Genomic DNA, 18,549 nt, shown 5'->3' with positions numbered 1-18,549 from the left:
TCATTTTTGTTTTCCGTAAAGTAAGATAGCAAATTTTTATTAACACAAAGACTACGTTAAATTCATCTTAATTTAAAATTACCTTGCTTTTAGATGTTTAATTTTAAAGTTAAAATTATAAAGATGATTACCACTATAAATCCGTATACGGGAGAAAAAATAGAAAAATTTAAAGAACTTACTAAACCCCAGATAAATAAAAAGTTAAAAAAAGCCGATAAAGCCTTTAGAAAGTGGAAAGAAGAACCTTTTTCGCGCAAAGAAGAACTTATAAAAAACTTGGGAAAAGAGTTACAAAGCAATAAAGAAAAATATGCTGCAGACATTACTACAGAAATGGGTAAACCCATAAGTCAAGCCATTGCAGAGATAGAAAAATGTGTCTGGCTTTGCGACTATTATGCAGAAAATGCTGCTAAACATTTATCTAAAGAAAAGATAAGAACAGAAGCTTACAGCTCATACGTACGCTACGATCCTTTAGGCGCAATTTTGGCCGTAATGCCTTGGAATTATCCTTTTTGGCAAGTTTTTAGATTTGCCGTACCTACTTTAATCGCAGGAAATGTAGCCTTATTAAAACATTCTAGTTTGGTAATGCGTTGCGCAGAAAATATAGAACAAGCTTTTAAAAATGCCGGCTTTCCGGAAGGTTGCTTTCAAAATTTAATAATAGGCAGTAAAAAAGTAGAGCAGATAATAAGAGACAAACGCGTAAAAGCCGTAAGCCTAACCGGAAGTAAACCTGCCGGAGCGGCGGTAGCTTCAACCGCAGCAGAAGAAATTAAAAAATCTGTTTTAGAGCTTGGCGGCAGCAATGCTTTGGTGGTTTTTGAAGATTGTAATTTACAAGAAACCGTAAAAACCTGTGTACAGGCCAGGTTTCAAAACACCGGACAGAGTTGTATTGCCGGTAAGCGCTTACTTATTCAAGAATCTATTATAAACGAGTTTTTAGAAGAATTTATCACACAAGTGCGCGAATTAAAAAGTGGCGACCCAAACGATGAAGATACTTTTATAGGCGTGATGGCCAGTAAAGAATTGGCTAAAGAACTGGAAGAACAATTAAAAGATTCTAAAGAAAAAGGAGCTAAAGTTGTTTTGGGAGGCAAGCGCAGAAAGACGTATTTTGAGCCTACCGTTGTTGTAAACGTTGGCAAAAAAATGCCATTGTTTAAAGAAGAAACCTTTGGTCCGGTAATAGGCGTTACGGCTTTTAAGACAGATATGGAGGCTATAGATTTGGTAAACAGATCTGATTTTGGCTTGGGCGTTTCTGTCTTTACGGAAGATATGGAGCGCGCCAAAGCTATGATACCGCAATTTGAAGATGGCGCCGTTTTTATTAACGAATTGGTTAAAAGCGATCCGCGTTTGCCTTTCGGCGGAACTAAAATTTCGGGTTATGGCAGAGAATTATCTCTACACGGCATACACGAGTTTGTAAACAAAAAAACCGTTTATATAAATAAATTTTAAGCGCTGAAGGCTTGTAAATTAAGCAACTACGATTAAAATGTAAATTTTTAGAATATTTTTATTTATCGGTAGTTGTAAAATTAAGAAGTATTAATATATTTGCAACCGCTAACAGCAATGGTCTCGTAGCTCAGCTGGATAGAGCACCTGCCTTCTAAGCAGGCGGTCCCAGGTTCGAATCCTGGCGGGATCACGAATAAATAACAAAGCCTATTTTTAAAAGTAAGTTTACTTAACTTTATAAAATAGGCTTTGTTATTTTCAAGGCGGAGCCTTCTCAGGATGCGCAGCAATCCTGGCGGGATCACGAATAAATAGCGCAATATGAAAAGACGCAAAGTAGAAACTTAAGCGTTTTTTTGTTTTAAACCTATTCAAGAAGTAGCCTTTATTCTATTTCAATAAAAAAACAACGCTAAAAGTCGGTTTCTGGATTTAATGAAGTTTTAATGAACTATCTATGGGTTATCTATGGAGTAGCTATGGCGAATCTCCAGCACAATTATTTTATAAAGTAACGCTAAAGGAACGCTATTATAAAAAATCAGAATTTTTTAGACGCTATACTTTTTTAGCCGCAAAATTTGATGAGATTTTAATACACTCCTAATACACTAAGTATACCGAAGCTATACTTAAACTATGCTTGAAGTATGGAGAAGAAAAACTCCAATTATTTCAATTCTATGTTTAAGCTACTTAGCAAAAAATTGTTACCTGAATTTTAAATGAGCTTTCGGTCTTGCAGATTTTCTAATTTTAAGTAAATTGGTGGCTTGATTTTGAGAATAAAGCATAAAACCAACTAACTATCTATTTAAACCAAATCCAATATGAAAAAAATCGTTAGCCTAAGCTTACTTTTTTTATTACCTATAACAATGCTTTCTCAAAACAGGTTTGGTGTTTTTGCCGGCGCTAACAATTCCACTTTAAGTGATGGTTTTCTGGAAAAAATTGGAGTTGAAAATGCGCTAGGTTTTCATCTTGGTGGCTTGTATGAATTGGAATTATCTGAAAAAATAACCTTGCGACCAAAGTTAATGCTATCGCTTCAAGGAGACAGAGAAGAAACCTCCGGAAATTATATAGATGCCAGTTCTATAGATTATAAATTGACTTATATAAACATACCGTTAAACGTTAAATTTTTCTCCAAGCCTTATATAATTGCGGGACCGCAAATTGGTATTTTAGCTTCTACAAAAAAAGCAGAACGCGATTTTGGCGAAGTAAAAAGCAATTTAGATTATGGTGTGAATTTAGGCGTGGGCTACGACTTTAAAAATATATTTATAGAACTTAATATGTACCAAGGTTTAGAAACTTTAATACATATTGAAAGCAGTTTAGGCCAAAGTGTAGAGGTAGATGCAACCAATACTGTCTTACAACTAAGTCTTGGTTATTACTTTAATTAAAGCTTCTTAAAATCGTGATAACTAGCCAAAATACAAAAAGGGAAATGACATTAAAAGAGTATATACACAAAAGAAATGGCGTGCCTCTTGGAAGCTCCAAGTCACTTCAAAATAATCTCTACCGTTCTTTAGGAGCTAAAAATTTCTCTACCTTTTGGAATTATTGGAATCCAATTTTTGGGTTTTACCTAGGCAAATTTATTTTTAAACCCTTAAAAAGATATTTTCCGGTTGCTGCTGCATTAATATTAACTTTTATCTTTTGCGGATTAATACACGACGCGGTTAGCTTTGCCGTTCGTGGTAAAGTTTCTTGGTTTTTCACCATTTGGTTTGCTCTTTTGGCAATAGCCGTTTTACTCACAAAATATTTCAAACATAACTTTTCTACCCAAGTATGGATAGTTAGGGCATTAAGCAATTTTAGTATTTTAGTCTTTTGCTTTCTACTCACTCTTTATGTTACAAAATTTTTTGGACTGCGATAGTTAAAGCGTTTATTTCTATACAATTTTATGTGATGTTTAATTTTTTGAGAGAAAATTGAAGTTTGTTATAGTTTATTTCTTTACTAAAAAAAGTAAAGAAAAAGTATTTATAAAAAGTTGGGTAGCCTTAGTTTTATTTATATTTGGTTTTTTCTTATTCTAACCAATTAATACCAAACAAAAGTGAATAAAATCTACCTTATTCTTTTAGCAAGCATTTTTTTATTGGCTGTTCAGGAGATGATACACTAAGCGTCCCGAGATGTTAACCTACCCTCTCCGCATCCAACACCAATTGCACTTTATAAAGACGGTAGATTTGGCGGTACCATAATAGTAGATTTTGAATAAAGTAGGTTTCAACCAAATAGACTTTTTTGTAAACTAAAACAATGCAGAACAACTATATAGAAGGACAAGTTTTTGAAAAGGAGAACTTTACGGAAAATAACCCGGAAAAAGCAGATTATGAGAATTGCAGCTTTATAAACTGTAACTTTTCTAATGCTAACTTATCGCAACTAAATTTTATAGATTGCCAATTTGATGCTTGCAATTTAAGTAATGTCAATCTTTACCAAACCAGTTTTCAAGACATATTGTTCAAAGACTGCAAAATGCTAGGTCTCAATTTTGAAAAGCATAATGCTTTCGGTTTTTCCATAAAGGTAGAAAACTGTCAACTCAACCACAGCTCATTTTATAAATGTAAACTCAGCAAAACCCAGTTTAAAAACTCAAATTTACAAGAAGTAGACTTTACGGAAGCAGACTTAAACCAAGCCATTTTTAGCGAATGCGATTTGCAAAACGCTATTTTTCAACAAACCAATTTGCAAAAAGCAGATTTTAGAACCTCGTATAACTTTGCTATAGATCCCGAAATAAATCAACTTAAAGCAGCAAAATTTAGTTTAGAGAGCCTTGGCGGATTATTAACCAAATATCAAATTGCGATAGAATAGCGCTTTAGTAACTTTTCTTGAAAATCAATCTTTCTACCTAGATTATAAAAAGATTTTAGAAGTAATTTTAGGTAAAATTTTTATGTTATAATATTTAGATAATCAAAATTTACTTCCGTAAAGATAAATTCTTTTCCTTATTTTTGGTTAAACCGAAATGGTGAAAGCTAATTAAAATAGTTTGTTAAATGGATTTTGTAGATTATTATAAAATATTAGGAATAAGCAAAAATGCTTCCGTAAAGCAAATAAAAAATGCCTACCGCAAGTTGGCCAGAAAATACCACCCAGATCTCAATCCGGATAACAAAGAAGCAGAACAAAAATTTAAAGAAATAAACGAAGCGCACGAAGTTTTGGCAAATCCGGAAAACCGTAAAAAATACGACAAATACGGCAAAGATTGGAAACACAGCGAAGAATTTGAAAAAGCCCAACAACAACAACAACAACAGCAACACTCACAACGCAGTTATACACACGCCGGCAGCGGGGACAGTTTTACAGACGATGATTTTTCAGACTTTTTTTCTTCTATGTTCGGTGGTGGAGGCAGAGCATCTGGCAGAAGTAGCAGAAGCGGTTTTAAAGGACAAGATTTTAATGCCGAGTTACAACTAAACTTAACAGATGTTTATAAACCACAGCAGCAAGTACTAACTGTAAATGGTAAAAAAATAAGATTGACTATTCCGGCCGGAATAGAAAATGAGCAAGTTATAAAAATTAAAGGCAAAGGCGGCGAAGGCTTGCACGGCGGTCCCAATGGCGATTTGTATATAAAATTTAAAGTAATAAATAACACTTCTTTTAAAAGAGACGGTCAAAATTTATATAAAGAAGTTGAGCTTGATTTATATACTGCAATTTTAGGAGGTAAGATAACCATAGACACTTTAGACGGAAAAGTAAAACTAAGCATTGCTCCAGAAACGCAAAATGGCGCAAAAGTGCGCTTAAAAGGTAAAGGTTTTCCAGCCTATAAAAACCAAAATAACCTGGGAGATTTATTTCTTACCTACCAAATAAAACTGCCTACTAATTTGAGTGAGAAAGAGAAGAATTTATTTAAAGAACTGCAAAAAATTAGAAATAATGAATAAAGAGAAACTCATACAAATAGAAACGCTCTGTGTACATTATAAAATAGAATTTTCTTTTGTAGAAGAGCTGCAGCACAAGGGTTTATTGCAAGTAGTAGTTTTGGAAGAACGCCCGTATTTGCACCAAGATTACTTAGCAGATTTTGAAAAAATGATACGTTTACATTACGATTTAAACCTTAATACCGAAGGCATAGATATAGTTTTTAATTTACTGAAAAAAGAAATAGAACTTCGGGAAGAAGTAAAAGCTCTAAAAAACAAATTACGTCTATATGAGCAAAAGTAGGTTTTATAAATTTTTTAAAATAGCCTGCTGGTCTTCGGTAAACAGAAAATTAAACCATTTATAAATCTTTATGTATTTTAAAGCTCACACGATGTATTTATGTTATTGCATACTTTACTGAAATTTGTAGCACTAAAGCAATATTTTTATCGTTTCTCTCTTCATTCTTATATTATGCAGTCTTAAATATTTTTATCTCAAATTGTCAATCTTTTTGGACGCTTAATTACTTACCAAAATTTTTAAATTTTAGATGAGCTTTAAGATGCAATCTTTTTATAAACGGTTTAAAATGTTTAGTTTAAAACAAAAATAAGAAGAATGAAAAGGTTTGTTTTATTTTTAATTTTAAGCAATTTCGGTTTTTTTGTTAGCGCACAAGATAAAGCTACTAAGGAGGTTAAGCCTTTCGGCGGAAATAATCAAATTGCAAGAGTTCAAATAAATGCAAAAAATACTAAAGAAATAAACATGAAAAAGCAGCAAGCATTAAACTCAACCGATAAAAAGTTTTTAGAAAAATGTGTAGGATTGGCCAGAGAAGCTTACCAAGCAGGCGATAGTCCGTTTGGGTCTGTTTTGGTAGATAAAAACAATATGGTTTTGGCAACGGCCCGCAACCGGGTTAATGAAAAAACGGCAATGGCACATCCCGAGATAGAATTGGCGCAATGGGCGTTAGATAATTTAAATAAAGAAGAACGCCGCAACGCAACTATGTATACCAGTGGCGAGCATTGCCCAATGTGTGCCGGCGCGCACGCCTGGTCGCAAGTTGGTAGATTGGTATTTTTAAGTTCTGCCCAACAATTAAAAACTTGGCAAGAAGAAGCAAATATGCCGGAAGCACCAATAAATTTTATTCCGTCAAGAGAAATTATTAAAAACGTTGCCATAGACGGTCCTTATGATGGAGAACTTTTAGAGGAAATTAAAAAATTACAGTTTGCCACTTTCAGTAGAGAAAAATCAAAATAAAGCTTAGTTAATTACTTATATTTCAAAAAACAGTCTTTAAAGAGTCGGTTTTTATTTATTCTGCAAAAATAGAAGCTCTTTTTGCTTATAAAACTTGCTTTTCTTTAAATAATGTGTTATAATACGGCAATAATGCTTGCTGTAAGCAGGTTTGAGGAAAAGAATTGCGAGCAAAAATTAAATAAAAATATTTTGAAGAAAATCGTTATTTACTTACTACTACTATTATTATTTACTGCGAGTTGTGGTACTTATAATAATGATAAATCGAAGCAAAACGCTGCTCTCGAAAACAAACGTAATTCTTTAGATTATAATGTAGTTCTGCCTGAAACCTGGGAAGCTTTTTTGGATATACACGACGCGGTAAGCTTTAGACCTGCTAACCAGAGTGACATTACAATTCATTTACAAAAAATATCGCCATCCAAAAATAAAAATAGACCATTAGTGGTTATTGCCGAAAAGAAAATTAAAAATAGAAGTGCTTTTATAAAGATGCTTTCGGTAAAAAGGGAAGTAAAACCATCTAAATTTGGAGATACTTATTTTACTGATGGCAGTTATAAATTAAACTCAAAAAAATATAGATTAAGAGAAGTATATTTTACAACTAATAAAAATTATTACTGTTTTAGTTATTCTGCAGAAGCATCAGCGTATTCTAAATACCTAAGTGATGCCCTATTAATATTTGAAAAACTAGAATTTAAAAAATCATAAAATTTATGGGTATTTTGAAGTCATTAAAATCAAAATAATATTTTGATAAACCGATTTGTTACAATTAAGAATTGTTAGATTTTCTAATTGTATAAATCTTATAAAAAGAATCGTTCGGTGTAAACAAACTTTTTTCTGAAGTATTTGTTTAAGCAGTAGGAAAAAATTCCGTAAAGCTGCACTTCTAACCGACGCTTACGAATAGTATATATATTTATAGTTTAACGTCTTTTGCAAAAAGGCATAAAAAATTATTGCATAATATGAAAAATAAACGAATAGGAATTATTGGAGCAGGACCAAGCGGTTTGGCACAATTAAGAGCTTTTGAAGCATTGCAAAAAGAAGGAATAGAAACCCCGGAAATTGTATGTTTTGAAAAACAAAGTAATTGGGGCGGTATGTGGAACTATTCCTGGAGAACGGGAGTAGGGAAATATGGCGAGCCGGTACACGGTAGCATGTACAAATATTTGTGGTCTAATGGCCCAAAAGAATGTTTAGAGTTTTCTGATTATTCTTTTGATGAACATTTTAAAAAACCGCTATCATCTTATCCGCCAAGACCGGTTTTATTTGATTATATACAAGGAAGAATTAAAAAAAGTAATGCCAGAGATTACATTCGGTTTGATACAACTGCGCGCTGGGTAAGCTTTGACGAGAAAACCAAAAAGTTTACGCTTATTTTAGATAACCTAAAAGAAGACGAAACCTACGCAGAAGAATTTGATTATTTGGTAGTGGCATCCGGACATTTTTCTACGCCCAATATGCCTTATTTTAAAGGAATTGAAAATTTTCCAGGCGGTGTAATGCACGCGCACGATTTTAGGGGAGCAGACCAGTTTAAAAATCAAAAGCTATTATTAATTGGTAGTAGTTATTCTGCAGAAGATATTGGCGTACAGTGCTATAAACACGGTGCCAAATCTGTAACGCTTAGTTACCGTAGCAACCCGATTGGGGTAGAGTGGCCAGATGGTATTAAAGAAGTGCCATTGTTAAAATATTTTGATGGTCAAACCGCGCATTTTAGCGACGGAACTTCAGAAGATTTTGATGCCGTAGTAATGTGTACGGGTTACCAGCATAAATTTCCGTTTTTACCGGACAATATGCGTTTAAAAACCAAAAACAATCTTTATCCGGACCAGGTTTATAAAGGTATCTTTTTTAACGATTTACCACAGTTAATTTACTTGGGGATGCAAGACCAATATTACACCTTTAATATGTTTGATGCACAAGCTTGGGTAGCGCGTGATTATATGATGGGCAATTTAGAATTGCCAAGCAAAGAAGAGCGCAGAAAAGATATGGATGCCTGGTTATACCGCTTAGGCGAAATGGAAAATTCTTTAGACGCCGTAGATTTCCAGTCGGCTTATATTAAAGATTTATTGGCTTTATCAGATTATCCAGACTTTAACGTTGATAAAGTAGCCGAAATGTTTAAAGAATGGTTACAAGACAAAGAAGATAATATTTTAACCTATCGCGACAAGACGTTTAAAAGTGTGGTAACCGGCACACAAGCCGTAGAACACCATACCGATTGGATGAATGAATTGGACGATAGTAAAGAACGTTACCTTGCTTTTGACGAAGAAGTAGAAGAAATAGTTAACGAAGAAGCGGAATAAAGGTTTATAAATAATCACCCATTATATAGCCGATAAACAGCTTAAGGTTGCTAAAATCTTAGGTTGTTTATCGGTTTTTTTTAGGAAAAAAATTTCCGTAAAGCTATTTTAAATTGTAACAATTGCTAAGGATTTTCTGATGTCCAAAAAAAATTAAACATTTTCTTGCCGCGTTAAAACTTTGGTAATCTTTTTGATTAAAGTATAAAATAGCTTCTTATTTTTTATTTTAGTACAGAAAAATTTAGATTATGTTTTATATACCCGCCTTCTTGTTTTTTATTTTTTTAGCGAATCCATCTGTAGAAAATAAGTCTACTACAGATAATAATCCAATTTTAGAAATACAAATAGATAATATAAAAGAAAATAAAGGTAAAATAGAAATTGGTGTTTTTAATACTGGCGATAGGTTTTTAGAAGCAGACCAAGCCTATAAAAACTACAGTATAGAAGTTAAAAATAAAAAAGCAGTATTGGTAATAGAAGATTTGCCTGCAGGAAATTATGCCATTTCCTTATACCACGACGAAAATGACGACGACAAATGCAACCGAAATTTTATTGGTATTCCCAAAGAACCCTATGCTTTTTCTAATAATGTAAAGCCAAGGTTTTCGCCGCCTTCATACGAAGATTGTCAATTTGAGTTAAAAGAAAATACACAAATGAATATCTCTCTAATTCATTAAAAACAGCTTCAAAATAAAAATTTATCACTTTCGAGAACAAGCTCTGAAATCTTTAATATAGGCAAGTCTTGGAAATTTGGTTCAAGCCTCTCTTTAGTCTTATTTATTCAAACAGAAAAAGAAAATTAAATTCTTGTTAATAAAAATTATTGCTAAATTCTCCTTGTTTTAAGTTTTACCTTTGCAAAATCTAAATTTTAAGTAGTTCTCCCATAAGTGGTTTTCAGTTGTATGTATTTACTGTACAGCGGTTTAATGTTTCGGTCAACAAGCCAAACTTGTTTTCCGGTTAAGTCGGCAGTTTTTATAAACAAGGCTTTCTTATTGGCTACTTTTTAAAAATTACAGTATGCAGGCTTTTTACAAAAATAAATGGTTTTTACTAATAATAATGGCTTTGACTTGGGGCAGCTCTTTTATTCTTATAAAAAAATCTCTACCTGTTTTTTCTCCTTATCAAATAGGAGCATTTCGGGTGGGACTTTCCGGATTAATTTTGGTATTTATCGGGTTACCCGCTTTACGGAAAATGAAATTGCGTGACGCCTTATGGGTAGCGGCAGCCGGATTTTTTGGTAACTTTTTACCTATGTTTTTATTTCCTATCGCACAAACGCAAGTTAGTAGTTCTTTAGCTGGAATAATCAACAGTTTAGAGCCGGTTTTTGTGTTGGTTTTCGGGTTTTTATTTTTTGGAATACGCAGTAAAACCATTCAGGTTATTGGCGCTGTTACCGGGTTTATTGGTGCCGCAACACTTTTATATTTTTCAGAGAAAACGACGCAAGAAAGTCAGTTGGCGTATACGCTGCTAATGGTTCTTGCTTCGGGTTCTTATGCCGTTTCTGCGCTTATAATCAAGTTAAAACTGCAAGAAGTAAAATCTATTCATGTTTCGAGCAGTGTGTTTACTATTTGGATGTTTCCTTCTATTATAATTCTTATTTTCTCCGGATTTTTTGGTATAGAATACAATGCAGAAGCTTATAAAGCTTTAGGCTTTTTAAGTATTTTAAGCATTTTTGGAACGGCAATAGGTATTATGCTTTTCTATAAACTAATTCAAGATACGTCTGCAGTTTTTGCCAGTACGGTTTCCTATTTATTACCGGTTGTAGCGGTTATGTGGGGAATTTTAGATGGCGAGCAATTTACCATTTGGTATCTTCTTGGCGCCTTGCTTATTTTAATAGGTATTTATTTAATTAGGGAAAAGAAAAAGAAGCCACAAGTAACGCCTAGATAATTTTGCTTCGCTTTAGAAAAGAATTTTATAAAAACAATTGATTATTAGGTTTTTAGGTGAAGTTTTTCTTTACGGAAAATTAAAAGTTTAAGTACTTCTCACTTTACGGAAAAAAGCTTTAAATTTCTGGTTAATCTTCGGTAAAATTGCTTGAAGTAAACAAGGGTTTATAACTATCTTTGTAGGAAAATAGCTAAGCTTAAAATCTTATTGCCTTATGGCCGAAATGCTTTTTAATCCGTATCAAGAATTGATTTTTGACAATCAATTTTGCTTTCTTACCGGTACTTTAACCACAGAAAAGATGACTGTCTTTCCAAAGTGGTTAATGCAACATTTTAAATTGGAAGAAGAGAAAGTTGAAATGATGGATAAAACAAAAACCTATCATTACCAAGATCTGCAATTACCTTGTTCCACGGAAGTGAAAAAAGCTTTTTTAGACTTAGATGCAAAAGTAAAAGTTGCTTACGATAAGGGTTATGAAGGAATGGCCGCTTTAGAAGAGGAAGATTTGTTTTTATGGACGGGCAGAATCGTGTACGGCTTGCTGTATTACGAAATGCTTTACGAAAGAGATACGCAGCTAAAAAAAGGGAAAGATTTTCAGCTTTCTTTACACCTTAGAGATAGGTTTGGCAAATTTCATTTAATGCTGCAATCTATTATAGAACCGGTAAAATTTGTAGGAAAAAGACCGTGGAGCATTGTTGTGTTTCCACTAAAATATTCGGCAGATATTTTTAGCTATCGCGACGATCCTATTAGTTTGATGTTTTCTTTTGGGGTAAACGGTTTTGGTTTTATAGCGTGTTTGCAAGACAACGGGATAATAAAAGAAAATCAAAAAGAAACTTTAGAAAAAATGAAAGATCACGTGTTGCATCCCATTCAGTTTGAGGAGTTGTACGCCAGATTTCATTATTTAGATTATATAATGCAGCATAAGCCACAACAAAAAATTGAGAATACCGATAACGGAATTAGTATAGAAGCTATACAACCCGAAAAGTCTACCGATGAAGCTATTTTTGGCTTATGGAATGACGATTTATTTGCACAATTGTTGGCTAATTATTGGCAGGTTTACGGTATTGAACGGGAAAATATTTTACGCTTTCAAAAACCACCACTTAGCTTTTTGGAAAATCCGTATACCAAAGAATTTATAAACCCGGAAACGATTAAGCTGCCGTTTTAGTGATAGTATTGAGTAGTTAGTATTGAGTATTCAGTATCGAGTATAGAGTAGTTAGTAGTTGAGAATTTTAAATTTTCCCTAATCCCTGATTTCAACGCTTACAGCTTCTAATCAAAACCTTCGTTCAATAATTCGTTTGGGTTTTAGATTTGGATTGGTAATTATTTCAAAATTTATCACACCAAGTATCAAGCCTTCTTCGGTAATAACATCTACCTTCCATAAACCGGGTTTTATATTTTCCTTAAAGGTATAACCGCGGTACCCGGCATCTCTACCACCTGTTATTTTGTAGTCTATACGGTCTGCAACCTGCCATTCATCTGTTTTTTTATTGAAATATTTCCAGCGGTGCGCAACAGATTTTTTAATTTCGGTTGGGGCGAAAATAGACGTAAAAACAAAAACTTTTTCTCCGGGTTGGTGTATAAATTTAAGTCGGTGATCGCGCCAAAATATATACCAATCGTCGCGCTCGTAGGTTACAAAATAGTTATTGTTTTCTTTTCTTATCTGATGTGCTACCATTCCAGATTCTAAAGCCAATGGCACGGGCGGAATAAGATTGGTAAAATAAAAAAGGTTTATACTTATGTACATTGCCACGATAATGCCCAAAAGTTTGGTAATGCGTATTTCTAGACGTGTACTGGGACTTTTGGCATAAATAAAACTTATTAAAAAAAGCGTAACGCCAAGGCTAATTAACCCCGAAACAATAAAAACCGTTGTATTCATTTCCTTTATAAAAACCGGAATCATAAACGTAAAAAAGGTAAAATTGACAAAGAAATAAATGCTGAACTGTAAATATTTATTAGAAATACGCTTTTTTAGAAATTCGTTTGCCAGCAATAAAGCCACTAAAATTATAAAGAAACTTATGGTTTTGGATAACGAAACACTTCTGGCAAAATAAATAACATAAGCGCTGGAAAGTCCGCCAAAGAAAAACTGAATAGCCAGCGGAAAATAAAGTTGGTATTTTTCTAAAAACGTATTTTTCCATTTGCCGTCATCCATCAGGTTATAAAGATAAAGCGTAACCGATAAAAGCGTCATATGCAAACACAAAACAGATAGGTCGTACACTCTGTCAATTCGCCCCAGGGTTAAACTATCAAAAATAAATCCACCAATAAAGAAAAGTACCGGTAGATATTTTTGATGCCTACGGATAAATTTACGGAACCGGCTATTTTTATAGCGTTTTAAAGTGTTGTTCATAGTCTTTACGGAAGAAGCCGAAAAGTATAAAAAATATAGGATTTTAAGAACAAACGCTATGCTAATCTTTTTCTCGATACTAAATTTGTTTCGCTATCGCTTCACAAATTTCACTCGAAAACCGTATTTTTACTGATTAGCCAGTCAACGAGTTAACCAATTCACCAGTCAACCAATTACCGCTTTATGAAAAACAAACAACGGGATTCTGAATAAAATCTTTCCTTCGTCAGATTTTTTCAGAATGACAGGTTTGGGATGTTTTAGGAACTAGTTGAAATTACTATTGCATTTTCTTAGATACAATATTTGTTTCGCTATCGCTTCACAAATTTCACTCGAAAACCGTATTTTTACTGATTAGCCAGTCAACGAGTTAACCAATTCACCAGTCAACCAATTACTGCTTTATGAAAAAACCCATTTATAATTTCTTTACGGAAGATCACCGACGATTGGACACACTTTTAGAAAAAGCCACAAAAGATCCGGATAATGTAGACAAAGATTTATATAGAGAATTTAGAATTGGCTTATTGACCCATATAAAAATGGAAGAAAAAGTCTTGTTTCCGGCGGCCAAAATAGCAAATGGGGGAGAGCCTTTACCAAATTTTGAACGATTTAGGTTAGAACACGGCGCTATAACTACTTTAATGGCCGTACCGCCAAATAAAGAATTGTTAAAAGTATTGGGGCACGTTTTAGAAAAACACGACGAAGCCGAAGAAATTAAAGGCGGTATGTATGACATCTGTGAAAACCTAACCCAAGGCCAAACCGAAGAGATATTAGAACAACTCAAAAAAGTAACTCCGGTACCGGTACTTGAGCCAAACGCTTCTCCCGCGGTTTTAAAAGCCGCCAAGCGTATTTTAAAAAGAGCCGGTTATGATTATGACGGAATTGTGGCGAGGGTTTAGGTCTGTTTATACTGTCTATTAAAGTGTAATTTTCAAATTGAGGCGAAAACCGCTATTCATAATATCCCATATTATGTAGGAATCTAATAGGCTATTGTTTAACGAATTTCAAGTTTTGCTTGAAGCCATTTTTATTTTCAATTGTCAAAAAATATAGTCCACTTTTTAAATGACTAACATTTAATGAAATATTGGAATTAGCTTTTTCTATGGCTTCGGATTTAACTAGCTTACCGTTTATGTTAAACACATAGACAGCAACATCAACTATTGAGTTATTTAAATTTTTAATGTTTAAGACCTCTTCTGTCGGATTAGGATAAATTCTAAACGTATTAAAATATAAATCTTGGGCAGATAATAATACACTATTATATACTGCCCAGTCCCCCTCGCCGTTTGTGATGGTGAGTTGTAAGTAATCATTAACGGATTCTATGGTGTAGGTGAAGGGGTTTTTTGAATTTTCATGACTAAAAAAATAAATTGAATTATGTAGATTCATAAATTCATTTTGTGGCGGATTACAAACGCCTATTAGCACTATCCAAGGTTCAATATCAGACACTGTAAAGTTATCTGCTGATATTTCTACATAATTGCTTAAACACTCATCACAACTGGGGTAGCACAAATATATCTCATCATTACTAAAACTTACTACTATGATGTGTTCTTCTGGAGGTTGAAAAAATATTTCTCCATCCAATTCACCAGTTACAAAATACCAATTATGGTTAAAAATCTCAGTGTCTTGTGCATAAAGTCCCCCTCCACCCCCTCCAAAGGAGAGGAGCAAGACAACTAATGAGAATAACTTAACAAGTTTTATTTTTATTTCTATAAGTGTTTTCATAACAGTAATTATTTATTGTTTAATTAAATTTTTAGATTCTTGTATTTCTCCGTCACAAACCAAAACGATGGAATAAAGCCCAGAAGCGAAATTGCTAAGGTCTATGGTATGCGAGAATACTTGGGGGTCAATAATGTAATTGCTGGTGTTACCCGTGTTTTGATGCACCACCATCACATAAGCCGAGGTGGCATCTGTTGCCAAATAGTTTACCGTTACTTGTGCGGTGGCGGGATTTGGTACAAGGGTTTCAATGCGGTATGGGTTTACCTTTATTTCTGTCTCGTCATAATCTTTTAAACCGTCTAAGTTAGAAATAACCTCTAATTTATACTGTTGGGTAAATTGAGGTGATACGGTAATTGAGGTTCCCGTATGTATCAAATTACCGTGCACATCATACCAATTATAAACGGCGTCTTCATTAATCTCAGAAGCTTCAAGGGTAACGCTCTCACTGCGATAAATTTCTTTATTGTTGCCGGCATCTGCAGTAAAAGTTGGGCGGGATTTTTTTCTTATTTTATAGGTTTCGCCACCAGTAATCTCGCCGTTTGACAGGTCTTTTTGAAAAACGTGGTAGGTGTATTTATGTTTGTTGGAAAGCTCTTTTGTTAAAAAATTAAAAGTTAAATAAAGGGATCCAAGCTCATTAGGTGCAAATTGAATGTTGTCAATGAGTGTTACAGTATCAGTTACAATTATTTTCTTGGGGTTGTGTGTGGTTTTAAAATGAGAACCCTTTTTATTACCTCGCTCCCAAGCGGCGTATAAAATATCGTCCATTTCAATACCAATTTCAGCTTCTTCAAAAAGTTTTTTTCCATTTACATTAGGTCTGTCTGTTTGGTCAACTACAAGTTCTAAACTGTAATTTTTTGATTGAGAATATGGATTACTCACAGCAACCACGCCCCCGATGGCGGGAGTGTTGGGGTTAACATCAATCACTGTGGTGTTTTTCCAGCCAATATTATTGTTGTTCATTACATTAGAAGTAATCACCACATCGGTTTCTTCATTGGTCATAGGGTCATCATTAGATTCAATGCGGGCCAATAAACAAAAGTGCCAAGGATTGGGATTTAAATCAATATAATCTTGAGGATTGGGTACCATCCATTCAAACTCAAGAACGGCTTCTTGACCGGGTTGTAAGGATGGAATGGTAAGAGAGCCCACTTCTCCGCCCAAGGGAACATTGTTCCCTACAGTTAAGGAGCCATCCCAAGGAGCGGGCCAACTTAAAGCGGTATTGGCTTTTGACCAATAGAGTTTTAACTGCTCATTGCCAGAAGACGTTACACAACTTCTATTGGTTACCCTTACATTTACAAAATTAGGGTTTACCGGGTCATATTCAGGGTTTTGATGCACATCAATATAGCTTTCTCCAGCATTGTTTCGTACCCAAATTTCAGAACTATTCCACATCACATTGCCTGTATTTATATCTGGCTCAACGCCATAATCTACCATAGAATTGCGAACCATTAAATCCAGCTCTCCAATGTAGTTAGGGTCGTCCATACATTTGGCAGTTAATACAGCTCTGTAGGCGTTTACCCGCCCGCTGCCTAATTGGCCAACAAATGGTTGGTTCCAAGGGATGTGGTATATATCATCGGTAGTATTAATAATGATGTCTTTAGCCTGCTGAGCGGTTAAATTTGGATTGGCTGCAAAGACAAGCGCTGCTATTCCTGTAAGTAACAATGGGGGCAGTTGGAGAGGTCGCGGTCTTTGTATTATAAGTTGAAGTCCAAGGCTCTGTGGTGTCATCAATCTTAATTCCTGTTAGTAACTGCCCTGGAGCAGTAACATCTAGATTTGCCCTAAGGTTATGGCTAAAAGTATTAGAGATATCCGGTCTAAATAAATATACATCTTTCCAAGACCTGTAGTATCCAGGTACTGTGCCGCCACCATCTATTATATCGTGATAGTAAGTAGGTGCTACACGATGTCCCACCGTTGTAACGCCTATAGTTGCAGCATAAGAAGCAGGGTAATAAAGGGTATTTTCTGGGCACGGCCCATTGCCCCCAGCGGCTACCACCAAATAGCCTTGATCTAACAAATCTTGGTATTTCAATGAATCGGTTGGGCTAGGGTTATACCTACAACCGCCCCAACTGGCATTAATTACCCGTATCTCCGGTATTTCCATAACAAGAGCTTCAATATTAAAAAGATGTATATCGGGCGAAGAGGCAATCACAGCTTCTGGTGCAACAGAAGCAATGCCCATATTATTATTGGTGTTGGCAACAGCCATGCCTGCTGTAGCAGCACCGTGAGTATTATTTCCTGGATAAGGGGGTACATCTAACTCATAAATTACTTTACCAACCAAATCTTCATGATAATTAATCTTAGCATCAGACCAACCAATTATTTGCCCTTCCCCTCTAGTGATCGTCCAAGCCAATGGTGCTCTTATTAAATCTAAAGCAGTATTTCTCCCTCCTGTTACAATGTCCTCAAAATCATCAGGTAAAACTGTAAAAGATGCTGATGATTCTGTAGCAAGCTCTTCATTAAAAAAAACTTGCTCTATACGTACGACATCATGCCTAGAAGCTAATTCACTAAGTGAAACCCCTTGAGTTATAGAAACCAAGTAAATCCTATCTAAAACAGGGTTTAAATTGTTATGAAATGCCCTCTCAAAAGTATAGATAGGTTTCGCATTTAAAGCCATAGCTAAATCTGCATTTTGCATAGAGAGTGTCAAGGTCTGGTCTGCGTTCTGTGCTTTTTGGAACTGTTGAGGTACGTATCCTTCTTTAAATTCAACATAATAATAATCAAGTTCTTGACCATAGATGTAGGGAGTCGATACTAATAAAGTGAACAATAAAATAATTTTTTTCATAACTCAAAGTATTTAAAATAATCGCATCCTATTTTCTGTAATTAGGATGCTTGCAGTATTGCCTTTTAGAGTTTCTTTTGTTCTATTTCAAAATTGTAATATTAATTTTGTTGTATAACTGCTTATAAAAGCAAATATAACTATTTTTTAAAATTTTAACATAAATAAAACGATTTTACTGCTCTTGTCTTTAATAGTTTATGAATTATAAAAGAAAATGCTTGCGGTTTGGCAGATAAAATAATAGATTGGAGCAATTGATACAAGGATTAGAATGCTAATAAATTTCGCGTGTTTCCTATATATTGCTTCTTTTACGAAGTTTTCCAATTAAGAATATACGTATTCCGGGTTTTTATATTATTATCTTGTTTTTTAGCTGTAAAGAAGTGGAGATTCTTTTTACTTTCGCGTTATAAAAGCTAAAAAAG

Annotated in this window: 17 protein-coding genes and 1 tRNA gene; 13 read left to right on the top strand and 5 right to left on the bottom strand. The window is 34.2% G+C overall.

The genetic code is table 11. From position 1 onward, the window contains the following. Positions 1-123 precede the first annotated feature (123 nt). The 3 genes from FKR84_RS06520 to FKR84_RS06510 all read left to right on the top strand — a co-directional run bounded on the left by FKR84_RS06520 (position 124) and on the right by FKR84_RS06510 (position 2,903). The gene (locus tag FKR84_RS06520; protein ID WP_141421493.1) at positions 124-1,482 is read left to right on the top strand and encodes an NAD-dependent succinate-semialdehyde dehydrogenase; all 1,359 of its coding nucleotides are present in this window, start codon (positions 124-126) and stop codon (positions 1,480-1,482) included. Between the two features lie 119 nt (positions 1,483-1,601). Beyond that, positions 1,602-1,675: transfer RNA gene (locus FKR84_RS06515), tRNA-Arg, on the top strand. Between the two features lie 640 nt (positions 1,676-2,315). Then, on the top strand, positions 2,316-2,903 hold the full coding sequence (locus tag FKR84_RS06510) for a porin family protein (RefSeq protein ID WP_141421492.1): 588 nt from the start codon (positions 2,316-2,318) through the stop codon (positions 2,901-2,903). A 184-nt stretch (positions 2,904-3,087) separates the two neighbouring features. On the opposite strand, the gene FKR84_RS13340 is transcribed toward FKR84_RS06510, so the two are convergent. Beyond that, entirely contained in the window at positions 3,088-3,279 is a 192-nt protein-coding gene (locus FKR84_RS13340) for a hypothetical protein (protein WP_233357688.1), read from the bottom strand. Between the two features lie 504 nt (positions 3,280-3,783). Between FKR84_RS13340 and FKR84_RS06500 the strand changes: the two genes are divergently transcribed. The 9 genes from FKR84_RS06500 (at position 3,784) to FKR84_RS06460 (ending at position 12,234) form a co-directional block, all read left to right on the top strand. Further along, the gene (locus tag FKR84_RS06500) at positions 3,784-4,356 is read left to right on the top strand and encodes a pentapeptide repeat-containing protein (protein WP_141421491.1); all 573 of its coding nucleotides are present in this window, start codon (positions 3,784-3,786) and stop codon (positions 4,354-4,356) included. A gap of 188 nt (positions 4,357-4,544) precedes the next feature. After that, on the top strand, positions 4,545-5,459 hold the full coding sequence (locus FKR84_RS06495; protein WP_141421490.1) for a J domain-containing protein: 915 nt from the start codon (positions 4,545-4,547) through the stop codon (positions 5,457-5,459). Further along, positions 5,452-5,748: a chaperone modulator CbpM gene (locus FKR84_RS06490; RefSeq protein WP_233357687.1), complete on the top strand. Its 297-nt coding sequence runs from the start codon at positions 5,452-5,454 to the stop codon at positions 5,746-5,748. Before FKR84_RS06495 ends, FKR84_RS06490 begins: the two co-directional genes overlap by 8 nt. Before the next feature lie 321 nt (positions 5,749-6,069). Beyond that, positions 6,070-6,726, top strand: a complete 657-nt coding sequence (locus FKR84_RS06485) for a nucleoside deaminase (protein WP_233357686.1) — start codon at positions 6,070-6,072, stop codon at positions 6,724-6,726. 111 nt (positions 6,727-6,837) lie between these two features. Then, entirely contained in the window at positions 6,838-7,449 is a 612-nt protein-coding gene (locus FKR84_RS06480) for a hypothetical protein (protein WP_141421489.1), read from the top strand. A gap of 263 nt (positions 7,450-7,712) precedes the next feature. Next, on the top strand, positions 7,713-9,095 hold the full coding sequence (locus tag FKR84_RS06475; RefSeq protein WP_141421488.1) for an NAD(P)-binding domain-containing protein: 1,383 nt from the start codon (positions 7,713-7,715) through the stop codon (positions 9,093-9,095). 251 nt (positions 9,096-9,346) lie between these two features. After that, complete coding sequence (locus FKR84_RS06470; protein WP_141421487.1) at positions 9,347-9,787, top strand: DUF2141 domain-containing protein; 441 nt, start codon at positions 9,347-9,349, stop codon at positions 9,785-9,787. 349 nt (positions 9,788-10,136) lie between these two features. Then, a complete protein-coding gene (locus FKR84_RS06465) occupies positions 10,137-11,033 on the top strand; it encodes a DMT family transporter (protein ID WP_141421486.1) in 897 nt (298 codons plus the stop codon). A gap of 217 nt (positions 11,034-11,250) precedes the next feature. Continuing rightward, the gene (locus FKR84_RS06460) at positions 11,251-12,234 is read left to right on the top strand and encodes a hypothetical protein (protein WP_141421485.1); all 984 of its coding nucleotides are present in this window, start codon (positions 11,251-11,253) and stop codon (positions 12,232-12,234) included. Positions 12,235-12,345: 111 nt separating this feature from the next. Here the strand turns inward: FKR84_RS06460 and FKR84_RS06455 are convergent, their stop codons facing one another. After that, a complete protein-coding gene (locus tag FKR84_RS06455) occupies positions 12,346-13,461 on the bottom strand; it encodes a DUF2914 domain-containing protein (RefSeq protein ID WP_141421484.1) in 1,116 nt (371 codons plus the stop codon). Positions 13,462-13,871: 410 nt separating this feature from the next. Here FKR84_RS06455 and FKR84_RS06450 point away from each other — a divergent pair, with 410 nt between their 5' ends. After that, the gene (locus FKR84_RS06450) at positions 13,872-14,384 is read left to right on the top strand and encodes a hemerythrin domain-containing protein (RefSeq protein ID WP_141421483.1); all 513 of its coding nucleotides are present in this window, start codon (positions 13,872-13,874) and stop codon (positions 14,382-14,384) included. Between the two features lie 91 nt (positions 14,385-14,475). On the opposite strand, the gene FKR84_RS06445 is transcribed toward FKR84_RS06450, so the two are convergent. Genes FKR84_RS06445 through FKR84_RS06435 form a run of 3 tightly spaced genes read right to left on the bottom strand, consistent with a single transcriptional unit; the run spans position 14,476 to position 18,118 of the window. Beyond that, positions 14,476-15,240: a T9SS type A sorting domain-containing protein gene (locus tag FKR84_RS06445; protein ID WP_141421482.1), complete on the bottom strand. Its 765-nt coding sequence runs from the start codon at positions 15,238-15,240 to the stop codon at positions 14,476-14,478. Between the two features lie 12 nt (positions 15,241-15,252). Then, complete coding sequence (locus FKR84_RS06440; RefSeq protein WP_141421481.1) at positions 15,253-16,956, bottom strand: hypothetical protein; 1,704 nt, start codon at positions 16,954-16,956, stop codon at positions 15,253-15,255. After that, the gene (locus tag FKR84_RS06435) at positions 16,889-18,118 is read right to left on the bottom strand and encodes a S8 family peptidase (protein ID WP_141421480.1); all 1,230 of its coding nucleotides are present in this window, start codon (positions 18,116-18,118) and stop codon (positions 16,889-16,891) included. The genes FKR84_RS06440 and FKR84_RS06435 overlap by 68 nt, the downstream gene beginning before the upstream one ends. Positions 18,119-18,549: the final 431 nt, after the last annotated feature.

The organism is Haloflavibacter putidus, assembly GCF_006546625.1.
Classification (GTDB): domain Bacteria; phylum Bacteroidota; class Bacteroidia; order Flavobacteriales; family Flavobacteriaceae; genus Mesonia; species Mesonia putida.
Note: the sequence above shows the minus strand (reverse complement) of the source record. Positions and strands in the feature narration are given on the sequence as shown.

Coding starts and splice junctions, on each gene's coding strand:
- FKR84_RS06520 (WP_141421493.1), top strand. CDS start 124: ATGATTACCACTATAAATCCGTATACGGGAGAAAAAATAGAAAAATTT.
- FKR84_RS06510 (WP_141421492.1), top strand. CDS start 2,316: ATGAAAAAAATCGTTAGCCTAAGCTTACTTTTTTTATTACCTATAACA.
- FKR84_RS06500 (WP_141421491.1), top strand. CDS start 3,784: ATGCAGAACAACTATATAGAAGGACAAGTTTTTGAAAAGGAGAACTTT.
- FKR84_RS06495 (WP_141421490.1), top strand. CDS start 4,545: ATGGATTTTGTAGATTATTATAAAATATTAGGAATAAGCAAAAATGCT.
- FKR84_RS06490 (WP_233357687.1), top strand. CDS start 5,452: ATGAATAAAGAGAAACTCATACAAATAGAAACGCTCTGTGTACATTAT.
- FKR84_RS06485 (WP_233357686.1), top strand. CDS start 6,070: ATGAAAAGGTTTGTTTTATTTTTAATTTTAAGCAATTTCGGTTTTTTT.
- FKR84_RS06480 (WP_141421489.1), top strand. CDS start 6,838: ATGTGTTATAATACGGCAATAATGCTTGCTGTAAGCAGGTTTGAGGAA.
- FKR84_RS06475 (WP_141421488.1), top strand. CDS start 7,713: ATGAAAAATAAACGAATAGGAATTATTGGAGCAGGACCAAGCGGTTTG.
- FKR84_RS06470 (WP_141421487.1), top strand. CDS start 9,347: ATGTTTTATATACCCGCCTTCTTGTTTTTTATTTTTTTAGCGAATCCA.
- FKR84_RS06465 (WP_141421486.1), top strand. CDS start 10,137: ATGCAGGCTTTTTACAAAAATAAATGGTTTTTACTAATAATAATGGCT.
- FKR84_RS06460 (WP_141421485.1), top strand. CDS start 11,251: ATGGCCGAAATGCTTTTTAATCCGTATCAAGAATTGATTTTTGACAAT.
- FKR84_RS06455 (WP_141421484.1), bottom strand. CDS start 13,461: ATGAACAACACTTTAAAACGCTATAAAAATAGCCGGTTCCGTAAATTT.
- FKR84_RS06450 (WP_141421483.1), top strand. CDS start 13,872: ATGAAAAAACCCATTTATAATTTCTTTACGGAAGATCACCGACGATTG.
- FKR84_RS06445 (WP_141421482.1), bottom strand. CDS start 15,240: ATGAAAACACTTATAGAAATAAAAATAAAACTTGTTAAGTTATTCTCA.
- FKR84_RS06435 (WP_141421480.1), bottom strand. CDS start 18,118: ATGAAAAAAATTATTTTATTGTTCACTTTATTAGTATCGACTCCCTAC.